The organism is Candidatus Pelagibacter bacterium nBUS_30 (genome assembly GCF_051201245.1).
In the GTDB taxonomy this organism is placed as follows: Bacteria; Pseudomonadota; Alphaproteobacteria; order Pelagibacterales; family Pelagibacteraceae; genus Pelagibacter.
In genome coordinates, this window is sequence record NZ_CP172842.1 from 631,244 (window position 1) to 649,766 (window position 18,523).

Here is an 18,523-nt window from a genome sequence, read left to right on the forward strand (position 1 = left end):
AAATTAGATACTAGTTACAACTTATCTATGTATTTATCATGAAATTCGTTAAAAGTGCCTTCATTAATATTTTTTCTAATTGAAAACATTAATTCCTGATAAAAATTAATATTATGCAATGTTAGTAACATTGACGCTAATATTTCATTTGTATTAAATAAATGATTTAAATAATTTTTTGAATATTTATTCAAATTCAGATTTCTACAATTTTGATCTAATGGTGTATTATCAGTTTTATATTTATTATTTTTGATATTAATTCGTCCTTTCCAAGTAAAAGCTAGACCAGTTCTTCCAGATCTAGTCGGTAAAACACAATCAAACATATCTATACCTCTTTTAACAGCACCTAAGATATCTGATGGTGTACCTACACCCATTAAGTAATGTGGTTTTTCTGGTGGTAAAAATTCTTTAATATCATCCAACACAGTGAACATTTCTTTTTGAGACTCCCCTACTGCTAACCCACCCATAGCATATCCATCAAAGCCAATATTGATTAGTTCATTTAATGATTTAATTCTTAAGTCTTTAAAAAGTCCTCCTTGCACTATGCCAAATAAAGCTTTGTGAGGATTATTGCCAAAAACTTTTTTTGATCTTTCTGCCCAATATAATGATAGATCCATTGATTTTTTAATCAGATTATAGTCATTTGAATTTTTAGGACATTCATCCATAATCATTACAATGTCAGAGTTAAGGCCTAGTTGAATTCTTATACTTTCCTCTGGGCTTAAAAAAAACTTTTTTCCATCAACATGGGAGTTAAATATTGCACCTTTTTCTCTATCAATTTTATTAAGTTTTGATAGCGACATTACTTGAAAACCTCCTGAGTCAGTTAGAATGGGAAGGTCACAGTTCATAAAATTGTGCAATCCACCTGCTGACTGGATTCTTTCTACACCCGGTCTGATCATTAAATGATAAGTGTTAGATAAAATTATTTCTGATCCAGTTTTTTTGATATCGTCTATTGTACAAGCTTTAACTGTAGCTTGAGTGCCGACTGGCATAAAAGCTGGAGTATTAATTTTACCTCTATGAGTCTCTATTAAACCTGATCTTGCAAAATTATCTTCATTTAAAACTTTAAAGGCAAAATTTTTCATTGCCATTTATAAAATTATAATGATTTAAAACTAATAATTTTATCAGGATCAGATACAGCACCATTATTGCTATCATCACCTCTTTTAATCTTATCTACAAGATCCATGCCTTCTAAAACTTTCCCAAAAACTGTGTACTGTCTATCTAGAAAAGGTGCTGCTTTAAAACAAATAAAAAATTGACTATTTGCACTGTCAGGATCTGATGATCTTGCCATTGATAAAGTTCCTCTATCGTGTGGTACACTACTAAATTCTTGTTTTAAATCAGGTAAATCTGAACCACCCATACCAGCTCTTCTTAAATCAAATTCACTACTGTCTGAATTACCAAATTTTACATCACCTGTTTGAGCCATAAAACCATCAATAACTCTATGAAAAACTACATTATCATATTTGCCACTATCTGCTAATTCTTTGATTCTTTTAACATGGTTTGGAGCAACGTCTTCAAATAATTCAATTTTTACATCGCCGTCTTTTAATTTTAAAATCATTATATTCTCCTGTGCTATTGATTGATTGGTAATTAAAAAAAATGAAACTAATAATAATACTAAAAATTTATTCATATTTCTCTTTTAGAGATTTAATTGTACTTTTGGTAGTAAATTTTTTTATGTCTCCATTTAATTTGACAATTTCTTTTACAAATCTAGAAGAAATTATTTGATTTTCAACATCAGACATTAAAAATATTGTTTCAATATTATTATTTAGCTTTCTATTCATCCCAGCTAATTGAAATTCATACTCAAAGTCAGATACAGCCCTCAAGCCTCTAAGAATTATATTTGATTTATATTTTTTACATAAATCTGTTGTAAGTGAGCTAAATGAAACTACTAAAATTTTTTTTTTATTAAGTTTAAGATCTTTGAATAAAGCTTTATTGACAATATCTATTCTTTCTTCTGTGCTGAATAGGTAGTTTTTATTACTGACATTTGACACACCAACAACAATTTTATCAAATAGCTTTAGAGCTTTTTTAATTACATCAATATGACCATAAGTAATAGGATCAAATGTACCTGGATAAATAGCAACTTTATTCATTATATTAAATTATCATCAATTTTTATTGCAGAAACTACCTTTTCTTCTCCAGATAATTTAATAATTCTTACACCTTGAGTGTTTCTTCCAGCAGTCCTAATTTCTTTTACAGCCACTCTTATTACTCTTCCTTTGTTTGTAGATATTAAGATTTCATCACCTTCATAAACAGGAAATGATGATGTAATATTCCCATTTCTAGGTGAATTAACAATTCCAATTATACCTTTACCTCCTCGATTAGTTACCCTGTAATCATTGTGAGATGTCTTTTTTCCAAATCCATTTTCACTTATTGCTAAAACATATTTTTCTTTAGCTTTAATTTCAGATTTTTCATCTTTAGACTTTTTGCCATTTTTTTTAGTTTTATCATTATCAATAACAGACAAAGATACTATTTGATCATTAGATACTAACTCTATTCCCTTAATTCCTTTGGAAGATCTTCCTTTAAATACTCTTAATTTTTTTGATTCAAATCTAATGCACTTTCCAAATTTAGTGCTTAAAATAACATCTTGATCATCTTGACAAATTTTAACACCGACAATTTTATCATTATTGTCTAGTTTCATAGCAATTTTACCTGAAGCATTTATAGACAAAAAGTCTTCTAAACTATTTTTTCTAACTTTACCTTGTGCTGTAGCAAAAACTATTTGATAATCTTTAGACTCAGTTTCATTTTCAGGAATTGGCATAATAGAGCTTATAGATTGGTGGTTTTTTAACGGTAAAATATTAAATAAAGATTTGCCTTTTGAAGTTGTTGAGCCTTCTGGAATTTTCCAGGCTTTAACTTTATAAACCAAGCCTTCTGTTGAGAAGAAGAGAACAGAGGTGTGTGTGTTTACTGATAGAGTTTGTATTACAGAGTCTTGATCTCTTGTGGTAATACCAGATTTGCCTTTACCACCTCTTTTTTGTTGCTTAACACCATCTAATGACCCTCTTTTAATATATCCCTGAAGAGTAACAGTTATTATAACTGATTGTTTTTGAATTGTTTCCTCAATATCATAATTTAATACAGCATCTATTATCTTTGTTCTTCTTGGAACAGCAAATTTTTCCTTAATATTTTTTAATTCTTCACTTATCACTTTCAAAAGTTCTTTTTTAGAAGATATAATTTTTTTAAATTTAGTGATTAACTCTGCAAGTTTTTTAATTTCAACTTCAATTTCATTAATTCCAAGTGCTGTTAGTTTTTGTAACCTTAACTCTAATATAGCTACAACCTGTGGCTCAGATAGTGAATAAAGATTTTTATTTTTTTTACCTTCTACTAGAGAAATTAATTTTTGAGTTCTATTAATTTTCCATTTTGTTTTCAAAATAGATTGTTTTGCATCATCAGGAGTTTTTGATGAACGAATAATTTTTATAATTTTATCTAAATTTTCAACTGACACAGATAAACCTAATAGGATGTGGGCTCTTTCTTCTGCTTTTGCTAGATCAAATTTGGTTTTTTTTATAACCACATCTTCTCTAAAAGATAGGAAATTAGATAAAAAATCTTTGAGGTTGCAAGTTTTTGGTTTTCCCTCAACAATAGCTAATGTGTTAAATCCAAAAGAACTTTCTATTTGGGTATTCTTATAAAGTTGTCTTTTAATTGTTTCTGGTTCAACACCATTTCTTAAATCAATAGCTACTCTTATACCCTCTCTATTAGACTCATCTCTAATATCTTTTATACCTTCAATTTTTTTCTCTCTTACTAATTGAGCAATTCTTTCGTTTAAAACTGATTTATTAACTTGGTATGGAATAGACGTGATTACTAATCTGTCTCTTCCATTTTTTAAAGACTCCGCTGATACTTCTCCTCTAATTTTAAATGACCCTCTACCATTATTATAGCCCTGTTTAATTATATCTTTACCAATAATAACGCCACCAGTTGGAAAATCAGGGCCAGGAATATGTTTCATCAACTCTTTGATTTTTATTTCTTTGTTTTCAATTAAAGCCAAAGTCCCATCAATAATTTCACCTAAATTATGGGGAGGAATACTAGTTGCCATACCAACAGCTATACCACCTGCTCCATTAACTAAAAGATTTGGATATTGTGCTGGTAAAACTGTAGGTTCTTTTTCTGTTTCATCGTAATTACTTTTGTAAGAAACTGTATTTTTTTCAATGTCATCAATTAAAAATTGAGAAACTTTTGAAAGTCTTGTTTCGGTATATCTCATGGCTGCTGCAGGATCTCCATCAATTGATCCAAAATTTCCTTGGCCTTGCACCAATGGCAAACTCATTGAAAAATCCTGAACCATTCTAACCAAAGCATCATAAACAGATTGATCACCATGTGGGTGATATTTACCAATTACATCACCAACAATTCTTGCAGATTTTCTAAATTGTTTTGACCAATCGTAACCACCTTTATACATTGCGTATAAAATTCTTCTGTGTACTGGTTTCAGACCATCTCTTACATCGGGTAAAGCACGACTAACAATAACACTCATAGCATAAGATAAATATGATGAGCTCATCTCATCATGCATTGAGATTAATTTTATATTATTATCTTTAGGTGCTTCAGTTTTTTGCATAAGTATTAAAATGGAATTTCGTCATCCATATCATTTGACACTTGAGATGATTCATCGGTATTGTTTTGTTGAGTGGTGTCATTTTGAATACCACCACCGGTGTTTCCACCACCAAGCATTGTCAAAGTTGAATTGTAACCTTGAAGAACAATTTCAGTAGAATATTTGTCTTGTCCAGATTGTTCATCTTTCCATTTTCTTGTAGTTAATTGACCTTCAACATAAATTTGAGCCCCTTTTTTAAGGTATTGCTGAATAACATTAACCAGACCTTCATTAAATACAACTACACGGTGCCATTCAGTTTTTTCTTTTTTTTCACCTGTATTTTTGTCTTTCCAAGATTGACTTGTAGCTAAACTTAGTCTTGCTACACTTTTTCCATTCACCATTTGTTTGATCTCTGGGTCTGCGCCCAAACGACCAATTAATAATACTTTATTTAAACTTCCAGCCATAATATTTATATTTGTTAAATTTATTAATTAGATTTATATCACAATTCTTGTGAATATTAATTTTATTAACTCAAAGCAACAAAAAATATGATCAAAAAGATAGTTATTAAGGGTGCCAAAGAACACAATTTAAAGAATGTCTCTGTTGAAATCCCAAAAGATCAATTTGTTGTAATAACTGGGTTATCAGGTTCAGGGAAATCATCGTTAGCTTTCGATACTATATATGCTGAGGGACAAAGAAGATATGTCGAAAGTCTATCAGCATATGCTAGACAGTTTTTGGACAAAATGAAAAAGCCAAATGTAGACCTTATAGAAGGTTTAAGTCCAGCTATAGCAATTGAGCAAAAAAATACATCAAAAAATCCAAGATCAACTGTTGCAACTGTAACAGAAATTTATGACTATATGAGGGTTCTATTTGCAAGAGCAGGCATACCTTATTCTCCATTTACAGGTAAAGCTATTACTTCACAAACAATTACTCAAATAGTTGATTTAATCAAAAAGTTGCCCAAAAAATCAACAATTTATATTTATGCTCCTGTAGTTAGAGGTCGTAAAGGTGAATATAAAAAAGATATTCTTAGTTATAAAAGAAGAGGTTTTAGAAAAATTAAAATAGACAACGTTTTGTATGACATTGAAAAATCACCTAATTTAGATAAAAAACTTAAGCATGATATTTCTGTCCTTGTTGATAGAATTGTTTTAAATTCACAGCTAGGAAATAGATTAGCTGAAAGTGTTGAAACTGCAGTTAATTTATCTAATGGATTAATTTTTGTAGAATATGAAGATGAAACGTTACCTCAAAAATTTAGAAAGACTGAAAAATTAATATATTCAACTAAATTTGCTTGTCCCGAAAGTGGTTTTACAATTGAAGAAATTGAACCAAGACTTTTCTCTTTTAATAGCCCTTATGGAGCATGCGAAGAATGTGAAGGAATAGGAATTAAACTAAATGTTGATCCAAATTTAGTTATACCAGATGATAGAAAAAGTATAGCTGATGGTGCAATTGAACCTTGGGCAAAATCTACAACTCTATATTATGCTCAAACATTAGCATCTATTGCAAAACATTATAGTTTTTCATTAGATGATAAATGGAAAAAACTTCCAAAAAAAATTAAAGATGTAATTTTATACGGTTCTGATGAAGAAGAAATAAAATTTAATTATGATGATGGTTATGAAAAATATTCTCATAAAAAAACTTTTGAAGGTGTTATCAATAATCTTGAAAGAAGATTTTTAGAGTCTGATAGTGAATGGAAAAGAGAAGCTATAGCTGAATATCAATCTGACTCTGCGTGTGAGGGTTGCAACGGAGATAGGCTTAAGGAAGAGGCTTTATGTGTTAAAATTGATAATCATAATATTAGTCAAGTTACTAAAAAATCAATTTTAGACTCAGCTAAATGGTTCAAAAATTTAGAAAAAAATTTAGATAAAAGGCAATTTAAAATAGCTGAACATGTATTAAAAGAAATTAATGAAAGACTAAACTTTCTATTAAATGTTGGATTAGATTATCTAACTTTATCTAGAGAATCGGGAACACTTTCTGGTGGTGAGGCACAAAGGATAAGATTAGCTTCACAGATTGGATCAGGATTAACTGGAGTATTGTATGTTCTTGATGAACCATCTATCGGTTTACATCAAAAAGATAATGTAAAACTTATTAATGCACTTAAAAGACTTCGAGATTTAGGTAATACTGTAATTGTTGTGGAGCATGACACTGAAACTATGGAAAATGCAGATCACATTATTGATATGGGTCCAGAAGCTGGGACAAACGGTGGAGAAATAACAGCACAGGGAACATATGATGAAATAAAAAAAAATAAAAATAGTATTACAGGCCAATATCTATCTAATAAAAAAATTATTGAAATTCCTACAACTCGTCGGTTAGCTAAAAATGGAAGGTTTGTGGAAATTAGTGGAGCTAGTGGAAATAACCTTAATAATGTTAATCTTAAAATTCCAACAGGTAGTTTCACTTGTATAACTGGAGTTTCTGGAAGTGGTAAATCCACATTAATATTACAAACTTTGTATCATGCTTTAAATTTAACGCTTAATAATAAGGCAAGAAAAGTTCCTAAAGCATTTAAAAGTTATAAGGGTGTTGAATTGATAGATAAAATTATTGATATAGATCAATCTCCTATAGGAAGAACGCCAAGGTCGAATCCAGCTACTTATACAGGTGCTTTTGGGCCAATTAGAGATTGGTTCACTAGTTTACCCGAGTCAAAAACAAGAGGTTACAAACCAGGTAGATTTTCATTCAATGTTAAAGGCGGAAGATGTGAAGCTTGTGAAGGTGATGGTGTTATTACATATGAGATGCATTTTTTACCTGATGTTTACATTCAGTGCGATGAGTGTAAGGGAACAAGATACAATAGAGAAACTCTTGAAATTAAATTTAAGGATAAAAGCATTGCAGATGTTTTGGACATGTCCGTTGACGAAGGTTGTGAATATTTTGAAAATATATCTAACATTAAAACTAAACTTTTAACTCTTAAAAAAGTAGGTCTAGGTTATATAAAGATTGGTCAACAAGCGACAACACTTTCAGGTGGTGAAGCGCAAAGGATAAAGCTTGCGAAAGAACTTTCCAAGCGATCTACTGGACGAACAATGTATATACTTGATGAACCAACTACAGGACTTCATCAACATGATATAAAAAAATTATTAGAAATACTTCATACTTTTGTTAAGCTAGGCAACACTGTTGTTGTTATTGAGCATAATTTGGATGTGATTAAAACAGCTGATTATATTGTTGATATGGGTCCTGAAGGCGGCGTAAAGGGTGGCAATATTATTGCTGAAGGAAAGCCTGAAGAGGTATGTAAGGTCGCAGGTAGTTATACAGGCCAATTTTTAAAACCATTATTAAAATAAACTGTTAAAAGAGTCTTAAAATTATTTTTAATTTAGTGTATAACAAAAAAGAATCATGAGTAATTTATTATCATCATTATCTAAAACAATTCACGCTTCGTTAGCTTTAGCAATTTTATTGTTTTTAGGTTTATTTTATTTAAATGGTGGTTTTGCTTTTGACACACTTTTCTGGAGCTGGTTGTTCAGATATATTCATGTGATCGTTGCAATTATGTGGATTGGTTTACTCTGGTACTTCAATTTTGTTCAAATTCCAAATATGGGCAAAATCCCTGATGAACAAAAGCCTGCTATAGGAAAAGTAATTGCTCCAGCAGCATTATTCTATTTTAGATGGGCTGCAGCTTTTACTGTTTTATCTGGATTAATTTTGGCTTTATTAAACGGTTATCTTCATGATGCTATGACTTTAAGTATTGGATCAGGTATCCCAAAAAATACTGCAATTGGCATTGGTATGTGGCTTGGTGTTATTATGGCATTTAATGTTTGGTTTGTTATTTGGCCAAATCAAAAAAGAGCTTTAGGAATAGTAGAATGTGAACCTGAATTAAAAGCTAAATCAGCAAAAACGGCAATGTTATTTTCTAGAACGAACACTTTGCTTTCTCTACCGATGTTGCTTAGCATGGTAGCAGCTCAAAACCTTTACTAGTTTTTAGTTATTATAAAAAACAATTTTATAATTATCAAAATTGTAATTCCTTTATATTTTTAAATTCTTTTAATGAATCTGGATTGGCTAAGGCTTCTCTATTTTTGATTTTGTTACCTTCAATGATATCTTTTACTGCTAATTCAACAATTTTACCACTTTTAGTTCTAGGTATGTCGTTCACTTTTATTATCTTATGTGGAACGTGTCTAGGTGAAGCATTTTTTTTAATTTGTAATTTAATTTTTTTTAACAAATAGTCTGAAAGTTTAAATTTATGATCTAGAATTATAAATAAAATAATACGAACATCATTATCCCAGGATTGTCCAACAACAAGTGCCTCCTTTATTTCCTTAAATCTTTCAATTTCAGAATAAATTTCAGCTGTACCAAGACGAACACCACCAGGATTCAACGTTGTATCAGAACGACCAAAAATTATAAATCCTTTTTTATTTGTTATCTTTGCGTAATCACCATGATGCCAAGTATCATTATATTTATTGAAATAAGCTTTTTTAAATTTTTTATCATTTTTATCGTTCCAAAATTTTAATGGCATTGAGGGGAAAGGATTAACACAAACAAGTTCTCCTTTTTTATTTAAAATTGATTTTCCTTTTTCATTAAAAATACGAATATCCATTCCTAAGCCTTTGTTTTGTATTTCACCTGAATAAACAGGTTGGTATAAATTTCCCAAAACAAAACAAGAAACAATATCTGTTCCACCTGATATAGATGACAAGTGAACATTTTTTTTTATATTTTTGTATACATAATTAAAACTATCTTCTGACAAGGGAGAGCCTGTTGAGCAAATAGTTTTTAGTTTTGAAAATTTATATAATTTTTTAAAATTTTTCTTAGTCTTTCTTAATGCATCAATATATTTGGCACTTACACCAAATAATGTTATCTTTTCATTTTCGGCCATTCTTAAAAGAAGGTCTTCACTTTTAAACATTGGAAAACCATCAAATAATACAATAGATGCTTTTGAAGCTAAAACTGAAATTAACCAATTCCACATCATCCACCCACATGTTGTAAAATAAAAAACATTATCATTTTCTTTTATGTCGCTATGAAGCTGATGTTCTTTTAAATGTTGTAGCAAAACTCCACCTGTTTTATGACAAATACATTTTGGTTTACCAGTAGTACCACTAGAATAAACTATTGCTAATTCATGTTCAAAATCAAATTTGGAAAAACTTAACTCTGGATCATTTTGCTCAATTATTTTTTTCCAATTATGAACTTTGACAAGCTTATATTTAGGTAATTTTTTTATCTCTGGTTGACCTGGATATTTTGAAATAATTATATGTTTAATTGATGGAATCTTTTTTATTATCTCAGGAATTCTCTCTGCAATATTGATTCTTTTTCCATTATAAAAATATTCATTTGTAACAAACAAAACTTTTGGTTTTATTTGAGAAAATCTTTCAGCAACTCCATTAACTCCAAAATCAGGCGAACATGACGACCATATTGCTCCTATGGCTACAGTACCTAAAAAAGCCTCAACTGTTTCTGATGTATTGGGCATATAAGCTGCTATTCTATCTTTAGACTTAATCCTTAAAATTTTTAGACAATTAGCAACTTTTTTTACATTTTTATTTAATTCTCTCCAATTCTTTATTTCACGATAACCATTTTCACTAATAAAGGTAATTGCCTTATCGTCAGTTTTTTTGGAGAGTAAATTTTCAGAAAAATTTAATTTAGAATTTGGTAAAAAAATATTCTTATAAAATTTTGAAGATTTTTTAATTTTATTTTTATGTTTAATCCCTTTAACATTTGAATAATCCCAAATACTATCCCAAAAGTTTTGTGGATTTTTAATAGACCAATTATGAATTTTTTCAAAACTTGTATTAAATTTTTTTTTAAATCTATTAGATATAAACTTTTCAAATTTAAATAGATTTGAGCTTTTCTTTATGTTTTTAGATGGTTCCCAAAGTTTTTTATTCATACATGAAACATTGCCAATACATTCATTATTTTAGGTCATCTTCTCTCAAAACTGTTTTTTGAGAAACTTTAAATCTGACCAAAACTGTATTTGCAATATAAATTGAAGAATAAGTTCCAAAAACCACACCAAGTATCATCGCGAGAGAAAAACCTTTTAAAATTTCACCACCAAAAAAATAAATGGCTAATAAAGCCAATAATGTTGTTAATGAGGTTATTATTGTTCTTGATAAAGTTTCGTTAATTGAAATGTTCGTTAATTCAAAAATTTTAATATCAGAATATTTTCTTAAATTTTCCCTAACACGGTCAAAAATTACAACTGTATCGTTCATTGAATACCCTACTATAGTTAATACTGCAGCAATTATAGATAGGTTTATTTCAAGACTAAATAAAGAAAACACTCCTAATGTAACTATAACATCATGAAATAACGCTAAAATTGCACCTAAACTAAATTGCCATTCAAATCTAATCCAAATATAAAATAGCATTATTGCTAAAGACAATGAGATTGCTATCACACCAGATTTTAATAATTCAGCACTTACTTTTGGACCAACATTTTCAACTCTCCTAAAGTTAAAATTATTATCAAATGATTTATCTAGATTTGTTTTAATTTCTTCAATAATATTTTTTTTATTATCTTTATTCTCAAATTTGATAAGGTAATCAGTATCATTACCAAATTTTTTAACTGATATATCTCCTAAATTCATCTGACTAAACTTATCTCTTAAACTTGTAACGTTTATTTTAGTGTCAGTTGATCTTAATTCAATTAAAGTTCCACCTTTAAAATCAATACCAAAATTTAAACCTTTAAAAATTAATAAAATTAGCGATACAGTTATTAACAATGTTGAAATAATATTAAAGTGGTTATAAAATTTATTAAAAGCAATCATTAAATCAATTTCTCCTTATCTTTATTCCTTGATACGTAAATGCTAGTAAATAATCTTGCTATAAAATAAACTGAGAAAAGAGTTGTAAAAATTCCAATACCAAGAGTAACAGAAAAACCTTTCACAGGACCTGAGCCCATAAAAAAAAGAATAACAGCTGCAAGTAAAGTGGTTATATTGGCGTCAATTATAGCAGTTCTTGATTTAGTGTAACCTGTGTCAAAAGCTATAATATTATTTTTTTCATCTTTTAATTCTTCTTTAATTCTCTCAAAAATTAAAACATTTGCATCAACAGCCATACCTACAGTTAATATTATTCCTGCTATTCCAGGTAATGTAAGGGTTGCTTCAAATAAGGTTAAAATACCTAATAGTATAAATAAATTTATAATTAACGTAATATTAGTAATTAAACCAAAAACTTTATATTTAACAAACATGAATAAAATAACCAAAAGAAAACCTATTGCTAAAGCTATCATCCCAGCATTTATAAAGTCTTGACCTAAATCTGGACCAACAGTTCTCTCTTCAATAATATTTAGTGGTGCTGGCAAAGCACCTGATCTAAGTAATAACGCTAAATCTGTTGCAGATTGAAAAGTAAATCCACCACTTATTTGACCTGAGCCACTAGCAATTGTATCTCTAATAACTGGAGCACTTATAATTTTACCATCCAAAACTATAGCGAGTTGTTTTCCAATACCAGTAGATGTTGCCTTTCCAAATCTTTTAGCTCCTACTCTATCAAGTGAAAATGATACTATTGTTTGATTATTTTGAGTATCCATTTGAGGTTGAGCATCAAGAAGATTATCTCCACTTATTATAATTCGCTTACTTACAGTTGCTTCCTCAATTCCATCTTCATATTTTAATTTCTCAACACCAAAATTGTCATTTTCATTATTAGTTACAAATCTAAAAGTTAAATTAGCAGTTTTTCCCAAAAGTGATTTTACTCTCATAGGGTCATCTAAACCAGGCAACTCTACTAAAATTCGATTATTACCTCTTTTTAAAATGTTTGGTTCATTTGTGCCAACTTCATCAATTCTTCTTCTGACAATTTCTATAGCTTGATCTTGAGATGAGGTTTTAAGAGCAATTAAACCTTGTTTTGAAAAATTCACTTTAAAGTTAAGGCTAGTCTCTTCAAGTGCCAATTGATGTGATTTAAATCTTGGATAATAAGGGTTTATATCACTATCTTCATCAGCAAATGTATCAATAATTAATTGTTTGCTTTGATCGTCGACATTGAAAAAAATATTTTGATTCTCAATTTTAATATTTCTAATCTTAATATTTTTATCTTTAAAATAATTTTTAATAGTTGTGGTTAAATTTTGAAGTTTCTGTTCTATAACAGGAGCATTATCAATTTCTAATAATAGATATGACCCACCCTGAAGATCTAATCCTAAATTAATTTTTTTATCAAAAAAACTATCGTCAACTTTAAATAAATTAGATGATGCAATTAAGATAAATAAAAGTGAAAAAATTGTAACTGATAAAATACGTAACTTAGAAAAATAAAGCACTTAATCTTAAATTAATTATTTTTTTACTTCTTGAGTAGCGTTTAGCAGACCTTGGATACCAGTAGCTTTAACTATTTCAACTTTAACATTATCAGCAATCTCAACCTCAACTTTATCGTTGTCTATTAATCTCTCAACAGTTCCTGTTATTCCACCAGAGGTAATAACTTTATCCCCTCTTTTTAAATTTTCGACCATTGCCTTATGTTCTTTAACTTTTTTTTGCTGAGGTCTTATTAAGAAAAAATAAAAAATAACAAAAATTAAAATTAACGGTATAAATTGTCCTATTCCTGAACCTTCCATAAATCTCCTTATAAATTAGCTGAATTATTATACTATCTTATTGATGAAAACAACTTTATTTCAATGAAATTAATTCCAAATTATTCATATAAGGTCTTAAAACTTTTGGCACAATAATAGATCCATCTTTTTGTTGATAGTTTTCTAAAACAGCAATTAAGGTTCTCCCAACAGCTAAACCACTACCATTTAATGTACCAACAAAAGTTGTTTCCTTAGTTTCGTTTTTATATCTGGTTTTCATTCTTTGTGCTTGAAATGTTGAGCATGAGGAACAAGATGAAATTTCACGATATTTATTTTCTGATGGTAGCCACACTTCTATATCGTAAGTCTTTTCAGCACTAAAACCCATATCGCCTGAACATAAAATTACTTTTCTGTATGGTAATTCTAATTTATCTAAAATATCAGTTGCACAGTTAGTCATTCTTTCAAGTTCTTCTAAACAATTTTCTTTTTCAACAATGCTGACCATTTCAACTTTATAAAATTGATGCTGCCTAATCATTCCCTTAGTGTCTTTTCCATAACTGCCTGCTTCTTTTCTAAAACATGGTGTTGATGCAACAAATCTCATTGGAAGATTTTTACGATCTATAATTTTATCTTTAACCATATTGGTCAAAATAACTTCAGCAGTTGGGATTAGAAATTTTCTATCAGAAGCTTCTTCAAATTTAATTTCAAATTGATCATTTTCAAATTTAGGGAGCTGACCAGTGCCATACATTGTATTGTCTGATGCAATTAAAGGAGGTGAGATTTCCTGATACTCGTTTTGATTAACATGTGTATCAAGCATAAAATTTGATAACGCTCTTTCTAATAGAGCTAATTTATTTTTAACAAAAACAAATCTTGAACCTGTAGTTTTTGTTGCAAGATCAAAATCAAGCATGTCTAAGTTCTCACCAAGTTCATAATGTGATTTTGGAGTAAAATCAAAATTAGGTAACTTACCAGATTTTGACACTTCAATATTATCATCTTCATCTTTACCACTCGGAACATCAGGATGAGGAATGTTGGGAATATTTGATAAGAAATTTTCTAATTCAATTTTAATTTTTTTTTGTTTATCAGATACTTTTTCCAATTCAGAAGAAATTTCTTTTGATTTTTCGAATAGACTTTCGTCTTTCGATTTTGAAATATCTTTTTTTTCCTTCTCTAAAGCTTCTTTTTTTTGAATTAAATCTCTATTTTGTTCATCTAATTTTTGCAAATTTTTGAAATCAATTTTTAGAGATCTTTTTATAAGAGACTTTTCAAAATTTGAAAAATTTTTTCTTATTTCTTTTAAATTATGCATCAGAATTTTTTAAATTTTTTTTTTCTATAAATTTTACTGAAAATATTGATAATTCATATAAAATTAATAGTGGAATTGCTAAACCAATTTGAGTTATTGGATCAGGTGGAGTTAATAAAGCTGCTGCAGCAAAAATGATTACCACAACATATTTTCTTCTTTCTCTTAAAAACTGGCTATCAACAATGCCTACTCTAGCTAATAGGCTTAAAACTACTGGCAATTGAAAACTAATACCAAACGCAAAAATTAATTTCATTACTAAAGATAAATACTCATTAACTTTAGCTTCAAGTTGAATTGGTAAGTTAGTTGATAAACCGGTACTCTCAAAGGATAGAAAAAACTTAATCGCTAATGGCATAATTAAATAATAAACTAACATGCCACCAAGAAAAAAAAGGATGGGTGTTAAAATTAAATAAGGAGCAATTGCTATTTTTTCGTGTTTATAAAGACCGGGTGCAATAAATTTCCATATCTGCATTAATATGAACGGGCATGTAACAAAGAAAGCAGTAAAAAAAGACACTTTTAAATAAGTTAAAAAAGTTTCTTGAAGTGCTGTAAAAATTAATCTTCTTTCAGAACCATCATCTTTGACAGCTTTTGCATATGGATCAACTAAGAAACCATATATATGTTCAGCAAAAAAATAGCATCCAATAAAAAATATAAATAAAAATATAAAACTATGGATAAGTCTTTTTCTTAATTCTGTTAAGTGACTTACAAAGCCACCTTCATTTTCATTATTCATCTATTTTATTTTCATCTTTAATTTTATTATTATTTTCATCTTCTATATCAATGTTAGAAACTTCGTTTTGGATATCACTTACATAACTTTTAGCAGTGCCTATCCACGATCCTACTTTTTTTAACATTACGGGAAAATCTTTTGGACCAAGAACTATTATAGCAATAGCTACAACAATTAAAATTTCAAACCAACCAATAGTAGGCATGTAATTTAATCTTTATTATTTGAGTCTTTGTTTTCTTCAGAAATATTTTTTGGCTCTGTGTCATCAGTTATGTCTGATGCCATTCCTTTTTTGAAACTTTTTATACCTTTAGCAACATCACCCATTAAACTAGATATTTTTCCACGACCAAATAATAAAACCACTAATATTACTACTATTGCTATTTGCCAAATTCCTATGCTCATAAAAACTTATAACCTTTTTATGATTGATTTAAAAGTGACTTTTTTATGAATCTTTTTCTTCCTCATCAAGGGTGCTATTTAACATTTCATCAATATTAGAATAGATATCTTCTTTTTTTTCATCTTGCTTTTCTTTAAAAAATTTACCAGAACCAAAAATTGCATTATCAACACTTGAACTATCAATTAAGCCAGCAGCACCTAATTCGTCTACAGTTGGAAGATCAGATAATTTTTGTAAATTAAAGTGACTTAAAAAGCCATCAGTTGTTAAATATTGAATTGGTTTCCCTGGCACATCTTTTCTCCCACCAGGTTTAACCCAATCTAATTCCATTAGTATCTCTAAAGTATTAGTTCCAAATGCAACACCTCTTATTTCCTCTATCTCAGCTCTAGTCACTGGCTGATGGTAAACTATGATGGCTAAGGTCTCTACTGCTGCTCTTGATAATTTTTTTTCAACAATTTTTTCTTGTGTCATTAAGCTAGAAAGCTTAGGTGAAGTTCTAAAGGACCACTTATCTTTAATACAAACTAAATTAATACCTCGATTGAAATATTCTTGTTGCAATTTTTTTAGCAATTTAACAACATTTGTTTTTTTAGAGATCTTACTTTCTATAGTATCAACATCTAAAGGCTCTGCTGCAGCAAAAATTACTGCTTCTATTTGTTTTTCAAGATCTGTTAACTTGGATGGGAATTTAACCACATTATTTTTTAAAGCTTTTTCTTTTTTAATCATTTACTTCCTTAATATAAATATCATCAAATAAATTATCTTGTTTTATCGAAAGATTACCCTCCTTAACCAATTCTAAAGAACCAGCAAAAATTCCAGCTTTACCAGTTCTTTTATATCTTGATCCACTTTTAAAGTTTTCAGGAATTAAATCATCAATATTTTTCCAATCCATTAATTTACCAAGAAATTGTTTTATTGTTTTTATACCATCTTCAGTAGTGAACACTGGTAATTTTGGAATATTCATTCTCTGAAAGTCTTTTGTCATTATTATTGTGGAGTATGATTTAAGTAACTCAAATAAACTCAAATTATATTCTGAACTATAAATAGATCTTATATTCCCTTTAATACCACGAGTTCTTATTTCTCTACCTAACCTTTTTCTTTTAAGCATTTGTTCAGATAACAATCTTATAAGTTCTAATTTTTTAAGCTGTAATTTTAATTTATCCGCAACTTCTTGTACTTTAAATTCTTCTTCAGGAGTACCAGGTAACAATAATTTTGACTTAAGATAAGCTAACCATGTTGCCATCAACAGATATTCGGAGGCTATCTCTAAATTCAAATCTTTCTCTTTTGTTATATAATCATGAAATTGATCTGCTAATTTGGTTATTGATATTTCTTCTAAATCAACTTTTTGCGCCTTAGCTAAATCTAACAGAATATCTAAAGGTCCATTATAATTGTTAATATCGACATTAAATAAAACAGAATCACTCTCAGACATAGTAAGATATTAGCTTAAAATTTTGTAAAATTGTGATGTTTTTTTTACTATAAAAGAACTTATCAAGGGTGAATTGTTGGCAACAATCTCCATTTCTTTAAAATTGCCATTGCAATGTAGCGCTAGATTACAACCAGCTTTGAAACACTTTATTGTATTAATCTTTATATTTTCTTTTAAGCTCTTCATCGAAAGATCATCTGAAATTAAAATATTCTTAAAACCAATTACTTTCCTAATGTAATTAATAATTTTTTTTGAGTGAGTTACTGTATTCATCTTATCTAATTTTTCATATACAACGTGACCCGTCATAGCAAAAAAACTTTTTTTATTCTTAAAAGGATAAAAATCATTTTTATTAAGATATTTAACTGATTTTTTAACGATTGGAGTAAAGTTGTGACTATCTACTTTAGCCAAACCATGACCAGGTATATGCTTAATGATAGTGCCAATAGAGTTTTCATGAAATAATTTTATGCATAAATCCCCCATTTTTGAGACTGTATTTTTATTTTTAGAAAAAGATCTGTTTCCAATTATATTGCTTGATCCTTCAACTCGAAGATCTAAAACTGGAACTGTATTGATGTTTGCACCAATCAACTTTAGCAAAAAAGCTGTTTTATCAACAAATAATTTATAGATAATATTTAATTTCATTTTATCTTTTTCAAATAAGTTTCCAAAATATTCAGAAGTCAGGTTTTCAAATGAAATTATTCTATTTAATCTGTTAACCCTACCTCCCTCTTGATCAATTAATATAGGATATTTTTTATCCTTAAAAATTTTTTTAATATTATCCGTAAGATTTTTAGTTTGTTGAATTGTGTTAATATTTCTTGAAAATAATATTACACCCCAAGGTCTGTGTTTTTGTAAAAAAATTTTTTCTTTATTAGATAATTTGTGTGATTTTAAACCAACAATGAACGCTTTTCTATTCTTAATCATT

18 protein-coding genes are annotated in these 18,523 nt (G+C 28.7%); 2 read left to right on the forward strand and 16 right to left on the reverse strand.

Going from position 1 to position 18,523, the window contains the following annotated elements; translation table 11 throughout:
- Window positions 1-14 precede the first annotated feature (14 nt).
- The 5 genes from tgt to ssb are packed head-to-tail and all read right to left on the reverse strand — an operon-like array spanning window position 15 to window position 5,220.
- Entirely contained in the window at window positions 15-1,127 is a 1,113-nt protein-coding gene (gene tgt / locus ACIJYE_RS03465; RefSeq protein ID WP_435091204.1) for a tRNA guanosine(34) transglycosylase Tgt, read from the reverse strand.
- An 8-nt stretch (window positions 1,128-1,135) separates the two neighbouring features.
- The gene (locus tag ACIJYE_RS03470; protein WP_435091205.1) at window positions 1,136-1,696 is read right to left on the reverse strand and encodes a peptidylprolyl isomerase; all 561 of its coding nucleotides are present in this window, start codon (window positions 1,694-1,696) and stop codon (window positions 1,136-1,138) included.
- The gene (coaD, locus tag ACIJYE_RS03475) at window positions 1,689-2,183 is read right to left on the reverse strand and encodes a pantetheine-phosphate adenylyltransferase (RefSeq protein WP_435091206.1); all 495 of its coding nucleotides are present in this window, start codon (window positions 2,181-2,183) and stop codon (window positions 1,689-1,691) included. Before coaD ends, ACIJYE_RS03470 begins: the two co-directional genes overlap by 8 nt.
- Window positions 2,183-4,762, reverse strand: a complete 2,580-nt coding sequence (gyrA, locus tag ACIJYE_RS03480) for a DNA gyrase subunit A (protein ID WP_435091207.1) — start codon at window positions 4,760-4,762, stop codon at window positions 2,183-2,185. The genes coaD and gyrA overlap by 1 nt, the downstream gene beginning before the upstream one ends.
- A 5-nt stretch (window positions 4,763-4,767) precedes the next feature.
- The gene (gene ssb / locus ACIJYE_RS03485) at window positions 4,768-5,220 is read right to left on the reverse strand and encodes a single-stranded DNA-binding protein (protein ID WP_435091209.1); all 453 of its coding nucleotides are present in this window, start codon (window positions 5,218-5,220) and stop codon (window positions 4,768-4,770) included.
- An 87-nt stretch (window positions 5,221-5,307) separates the two neighbouring features.
- Between ssb and uvrA the strand changes: the two genes are divergently transcribed.
- Together uvrA and ACIJYE_RS03495 are read left to right on the forward strand one after the other, a co-directional pair.
- Entirely contained in the window at window positions 5,308-8,160 is a 2,853-nt protein-coding gene (gene uvrA / locus ACIJYE_RS03490) for an excinuclease ABC subunit UvrA (RefSeq protein WP_435091210.1), read from the forward strand.
- Window positions 8,161-8,215: 55 nt separating this feature from the next.
- Window positions 8,216-8,818, forward strand: a complete 603-nt coding sequence (locus ACIJYE_RS03495; RefSeq protein ID WP_435091212.1) for a urate hydroxylase PuuD — start codon at window positions 8,216-8,218, stop codon at window positions 8,816-8,818.
- A gap of 34 nt (window positions 8,819-8,852) precedes the next feature.
- Here the strand turns inward: ACIJYE_RS03495 and ACIJYE_RS03500 are convergent, their stop codons facing one another.
- Genes ACIJYE_RS03500 through ACIJYE_RS03550 form a run of 11 tightly spaced genes read right to left on the reverse strand, consistent with a single transcriptional unit; the run spans window position 8,853 to window position 18,522 of the window.
- A complete protein-coding gene (locus tag ACIJYE_RS03500) occupies window positions 8,853-10,814 on the reverse strand; it encodes an acetoacetate--CoA ligase (RefSeq protein WP_435091213.1) in 1,962 nt (653 codons plus the stop codon).
- Window positions 10,815-10,839: 25 nt separating this feature from the next.
- Window positions 10,840-11,730 carry a protein translocase subunit SecF gene (gene secF / locus ACIJYE_RS03505; protein WP_435091215.1) on the reverse strand — a complete coding sequence of 297 codons (891 nt, stop codon included), beginning with the start codon at window positions 11,728-11,730 and terminating at the stop codon, window positions 10,840-10,842.
- Window positions 11,730-13,283, reverse strand: a complete 1,554-nt coding sequence (gene secD, locus ACIJYE_RS03510; RefSeq protein WP_435091216.1) for a protein translocase subunit SecD — start codon at window positions 13,281-13,283, stop codon at window positions 11,730-11,732. The genes secF and secD overlap by 1 nt, the downstream gene beginning before the upstream one ends.
- A 15-nt stretch (window positions 13,284-13,298) precedes the next feature.
- Complete coding sequence (gene yajC, locus ACIJYE_RS03515) at window positions 13,299-13,589, reverse strand: preprotein translocase subunit YajC (protein WP_435091217.1); 291 nt, start codon at window positions 13,587-13,589, stop codon at window positions 13,299-13,301.
- Between the two features lie 55 nt (window positions 13,590-13,644).
- Window positions 13,645-14,904 carry a serine--tRNA ligase gene (serS, locus tag ACIJYE_RS03520; protein ID WP_435091218.1) on the reverse strand — a complete coding sequence of 420 codons (1,260 nt, stop codon included), beginning with the start codon at window positions 14,902-14,904 and terminating at the stop codon, window positions 13,645-13,647.
- Window positions 14,897-15,664, reverse strand: coding sequence for a twin-arginine translocase subunit TatC (gene tatC, locus ACIJYE_RS03525; protein WP_435091219.1), 768 nt, complete (start codon window positions 15,662-15,664; stop codon window positions 14,897-14,899). Before tatC ends, serS begins: the two co-directional genes overlap by 8 nt.
- The gene (gene tatB / locus ACIJYE_RS03530; protein WP_435091220.1) at window positions 15,657-15,872 is read right to left on the reverse strand and encodes a Sec-independent protein translocase protein TatB; all 216 of its coding nucleotides are present in this window, start codon (window positions 15,870-15,872) and stop codon (window positions 15,657-15,659) included. Before tatB ends, tatC begins: the two co-directional genes overlap by 8 nt.
- A 5-nt stretch (window positions 15,873-15,877) precedes the next feature.
- Window positions 15,878-16,078: a twin-arginine translocase TatA/TatE family subunit gene (gene tatA, locus ACIJYE_RS03535; RefSeq protein WP_435091221.1), complete on the reverse strand. Its 201-nt coding sequence runs from the start codon at window positions 16,076-16,078 to the stop codon at window positions 15,878-15,880.
- Between the two features lie 43 nt (window positions 16,079-16,121).
- Window positions 16,122-16,826: an SMC-Scp complex subunit ScpB gene (scpB, locus tag ACIJYE_RS03540; RefSeq protein WP_435091222.1), complete on the reverse strand. Its 705-nt coding sequence runs from the start codon at window positions 16,824-16,826 to the stop codon at window positions 16,122-16,124.
- Complete coding sequence (locus tag ACIJYE_RS03545) at window positions 16,819-17,562, reverse strand: segregation and condensation protein A (protein WP_435091223.1); 744 nt, start codon at window positions 17,560-17,562, stop codon at window positions 16,819-16,821. Before ACIJYE_RS03545 ends, scpB begins: the two co-directional genes overlap by 8 nt.
- 9 nt (window positions 17,563-17,571) lie before the next feature.
- Window positions 17,572-18,522, reverse strand: a complete 951-nt coding sequence (locus ACIJYE_RS03550) for a glycoside hydrolase family 3 N-terminal domain-containing protein (RefSeq protein ID WP_435091225.1) — start codon at window positions 18,520-18,522, stop codon at window positions 17,572-17,574.
- Window position 18,523 lies beyond the last annotated feature (1 nt).

Excerpts from the sequence above, each read along its gene's own strand:
- tgt (WP_435091204.1), bottom strand. The coding sequence starts at position 1,127 with ATGGCAATGAAAAATTTTGCCTTTAAAGTTTTAAATGAAGATAATTTT.
- ACIJYE_RS03470 (WP_435091205.1), bottom strand. The coding sequence starts at position 1,696 with ATGAATAAATTTTTAGTATTATTATTAGTTTCATTTTTTTTAATTACC.
- coaD (WP_435091206.1), bottom strand. The coding sequence starts at position 2,183 with ATGAATAAAGTTGCTATTTATCCAGGTACATTTGATCCTATTACTTAT.
- gyrA (WP_435091207.1), bottom strand. The coding sequence starts at position 4,762 with ATGCAAAAAACTGAAGCACCTAAAGATAATAATATAAAATTAATCTCA.
- ssb (WP_435091209.1), bottom strand. The coding sequence starts at position 5,220 with ATGGCTGGAAGTTTAAATAAAGTATTATTAATTGGTCGTTTGGGCGCA.
- uvrA (WP_435091210.1), top strand. The coding sequence starts at position 5,308 with ATGATCAAAAAGATAGTTATTAAGGGTGCCAAAGAACACAATTTAAAG.
- ACIJYE_RS03495 (WP_435091212.1), top strand. The coding sequence starts at position 8,216 with ATGAGTAATTTATTATCATCATTATCTAAAACAATTCACGCTTCGTTA.
- ACIJYE_RS03500 (WP_435091213.1), bottom strand. The coding sequence starts at position 10,814 with ATGAATAAAAAACTTTGGGAACCATCTAAAAACATAAAGAAAAGCTCA.
- secF (WP_435091215.1), bottom strand. The coding sequence starts at position 11,730 with ATGATTGCTTTTAATAAATTTTATAACCACTTTAATATTATTTCAACA.
- yajC (WP_435091217.1), bottom strand. The coding sequence starts at position 13,589 with ATGGAAGGTTCAGGAATAGGACAATTTATACCGTTAATTTTAATTTTT.
- serS (WP_435091218.1), bottom strand. The coding sequence starts at position 14,904 with ATGCATAATTTAAAAGAAATAAGAAAAAATTTTTCAAATTTTGAAAAG.
- tatC (WP_435091219.1), bottom strand. The coding sequence starts at position 15,664 with ATGAATAATGAAAATGAAGGTGGCTTTGTAAGTCACTTAACAGAATTA.
- tatB (WP_435091220.1), bottom strand. The coding sequence starts at position 15,872 with ATGCCTACTATTGGTTGGTTTGAAATTTTAATTGTTGTAGCTATTGCT.
- tatA (WP_435091221.1), bottom strand. The coding sequence starts at position 16,078 with ATGAGCATAGGAATTTGGCAAATAGCAATAGTAGTAATATTAGTGGTT.
- scpB (WP_435091222.1), bottom strand. The coding sequence starts at position 16,826 with ATGATTAAAAAAGAAAAAGCTTTAAAAAATAATGTGGTTAAATTCCCA.
- ACIJYE_RS03545 (WP_435091223.1), bottom strand. The coding sequence starts at position 17,562 with ATGTCTGAGAGTGATTCTGTTTTATTTAATGTCGATATTAACAATTAT.
- ACIJYE_RS03550 (WP_435091225.1), bottom strand. The coding sequence starts at position 18,522 with ATGATTAAGAATAGAAAAGCGTTCATTGTTGGTTTAAAATCACACAAA.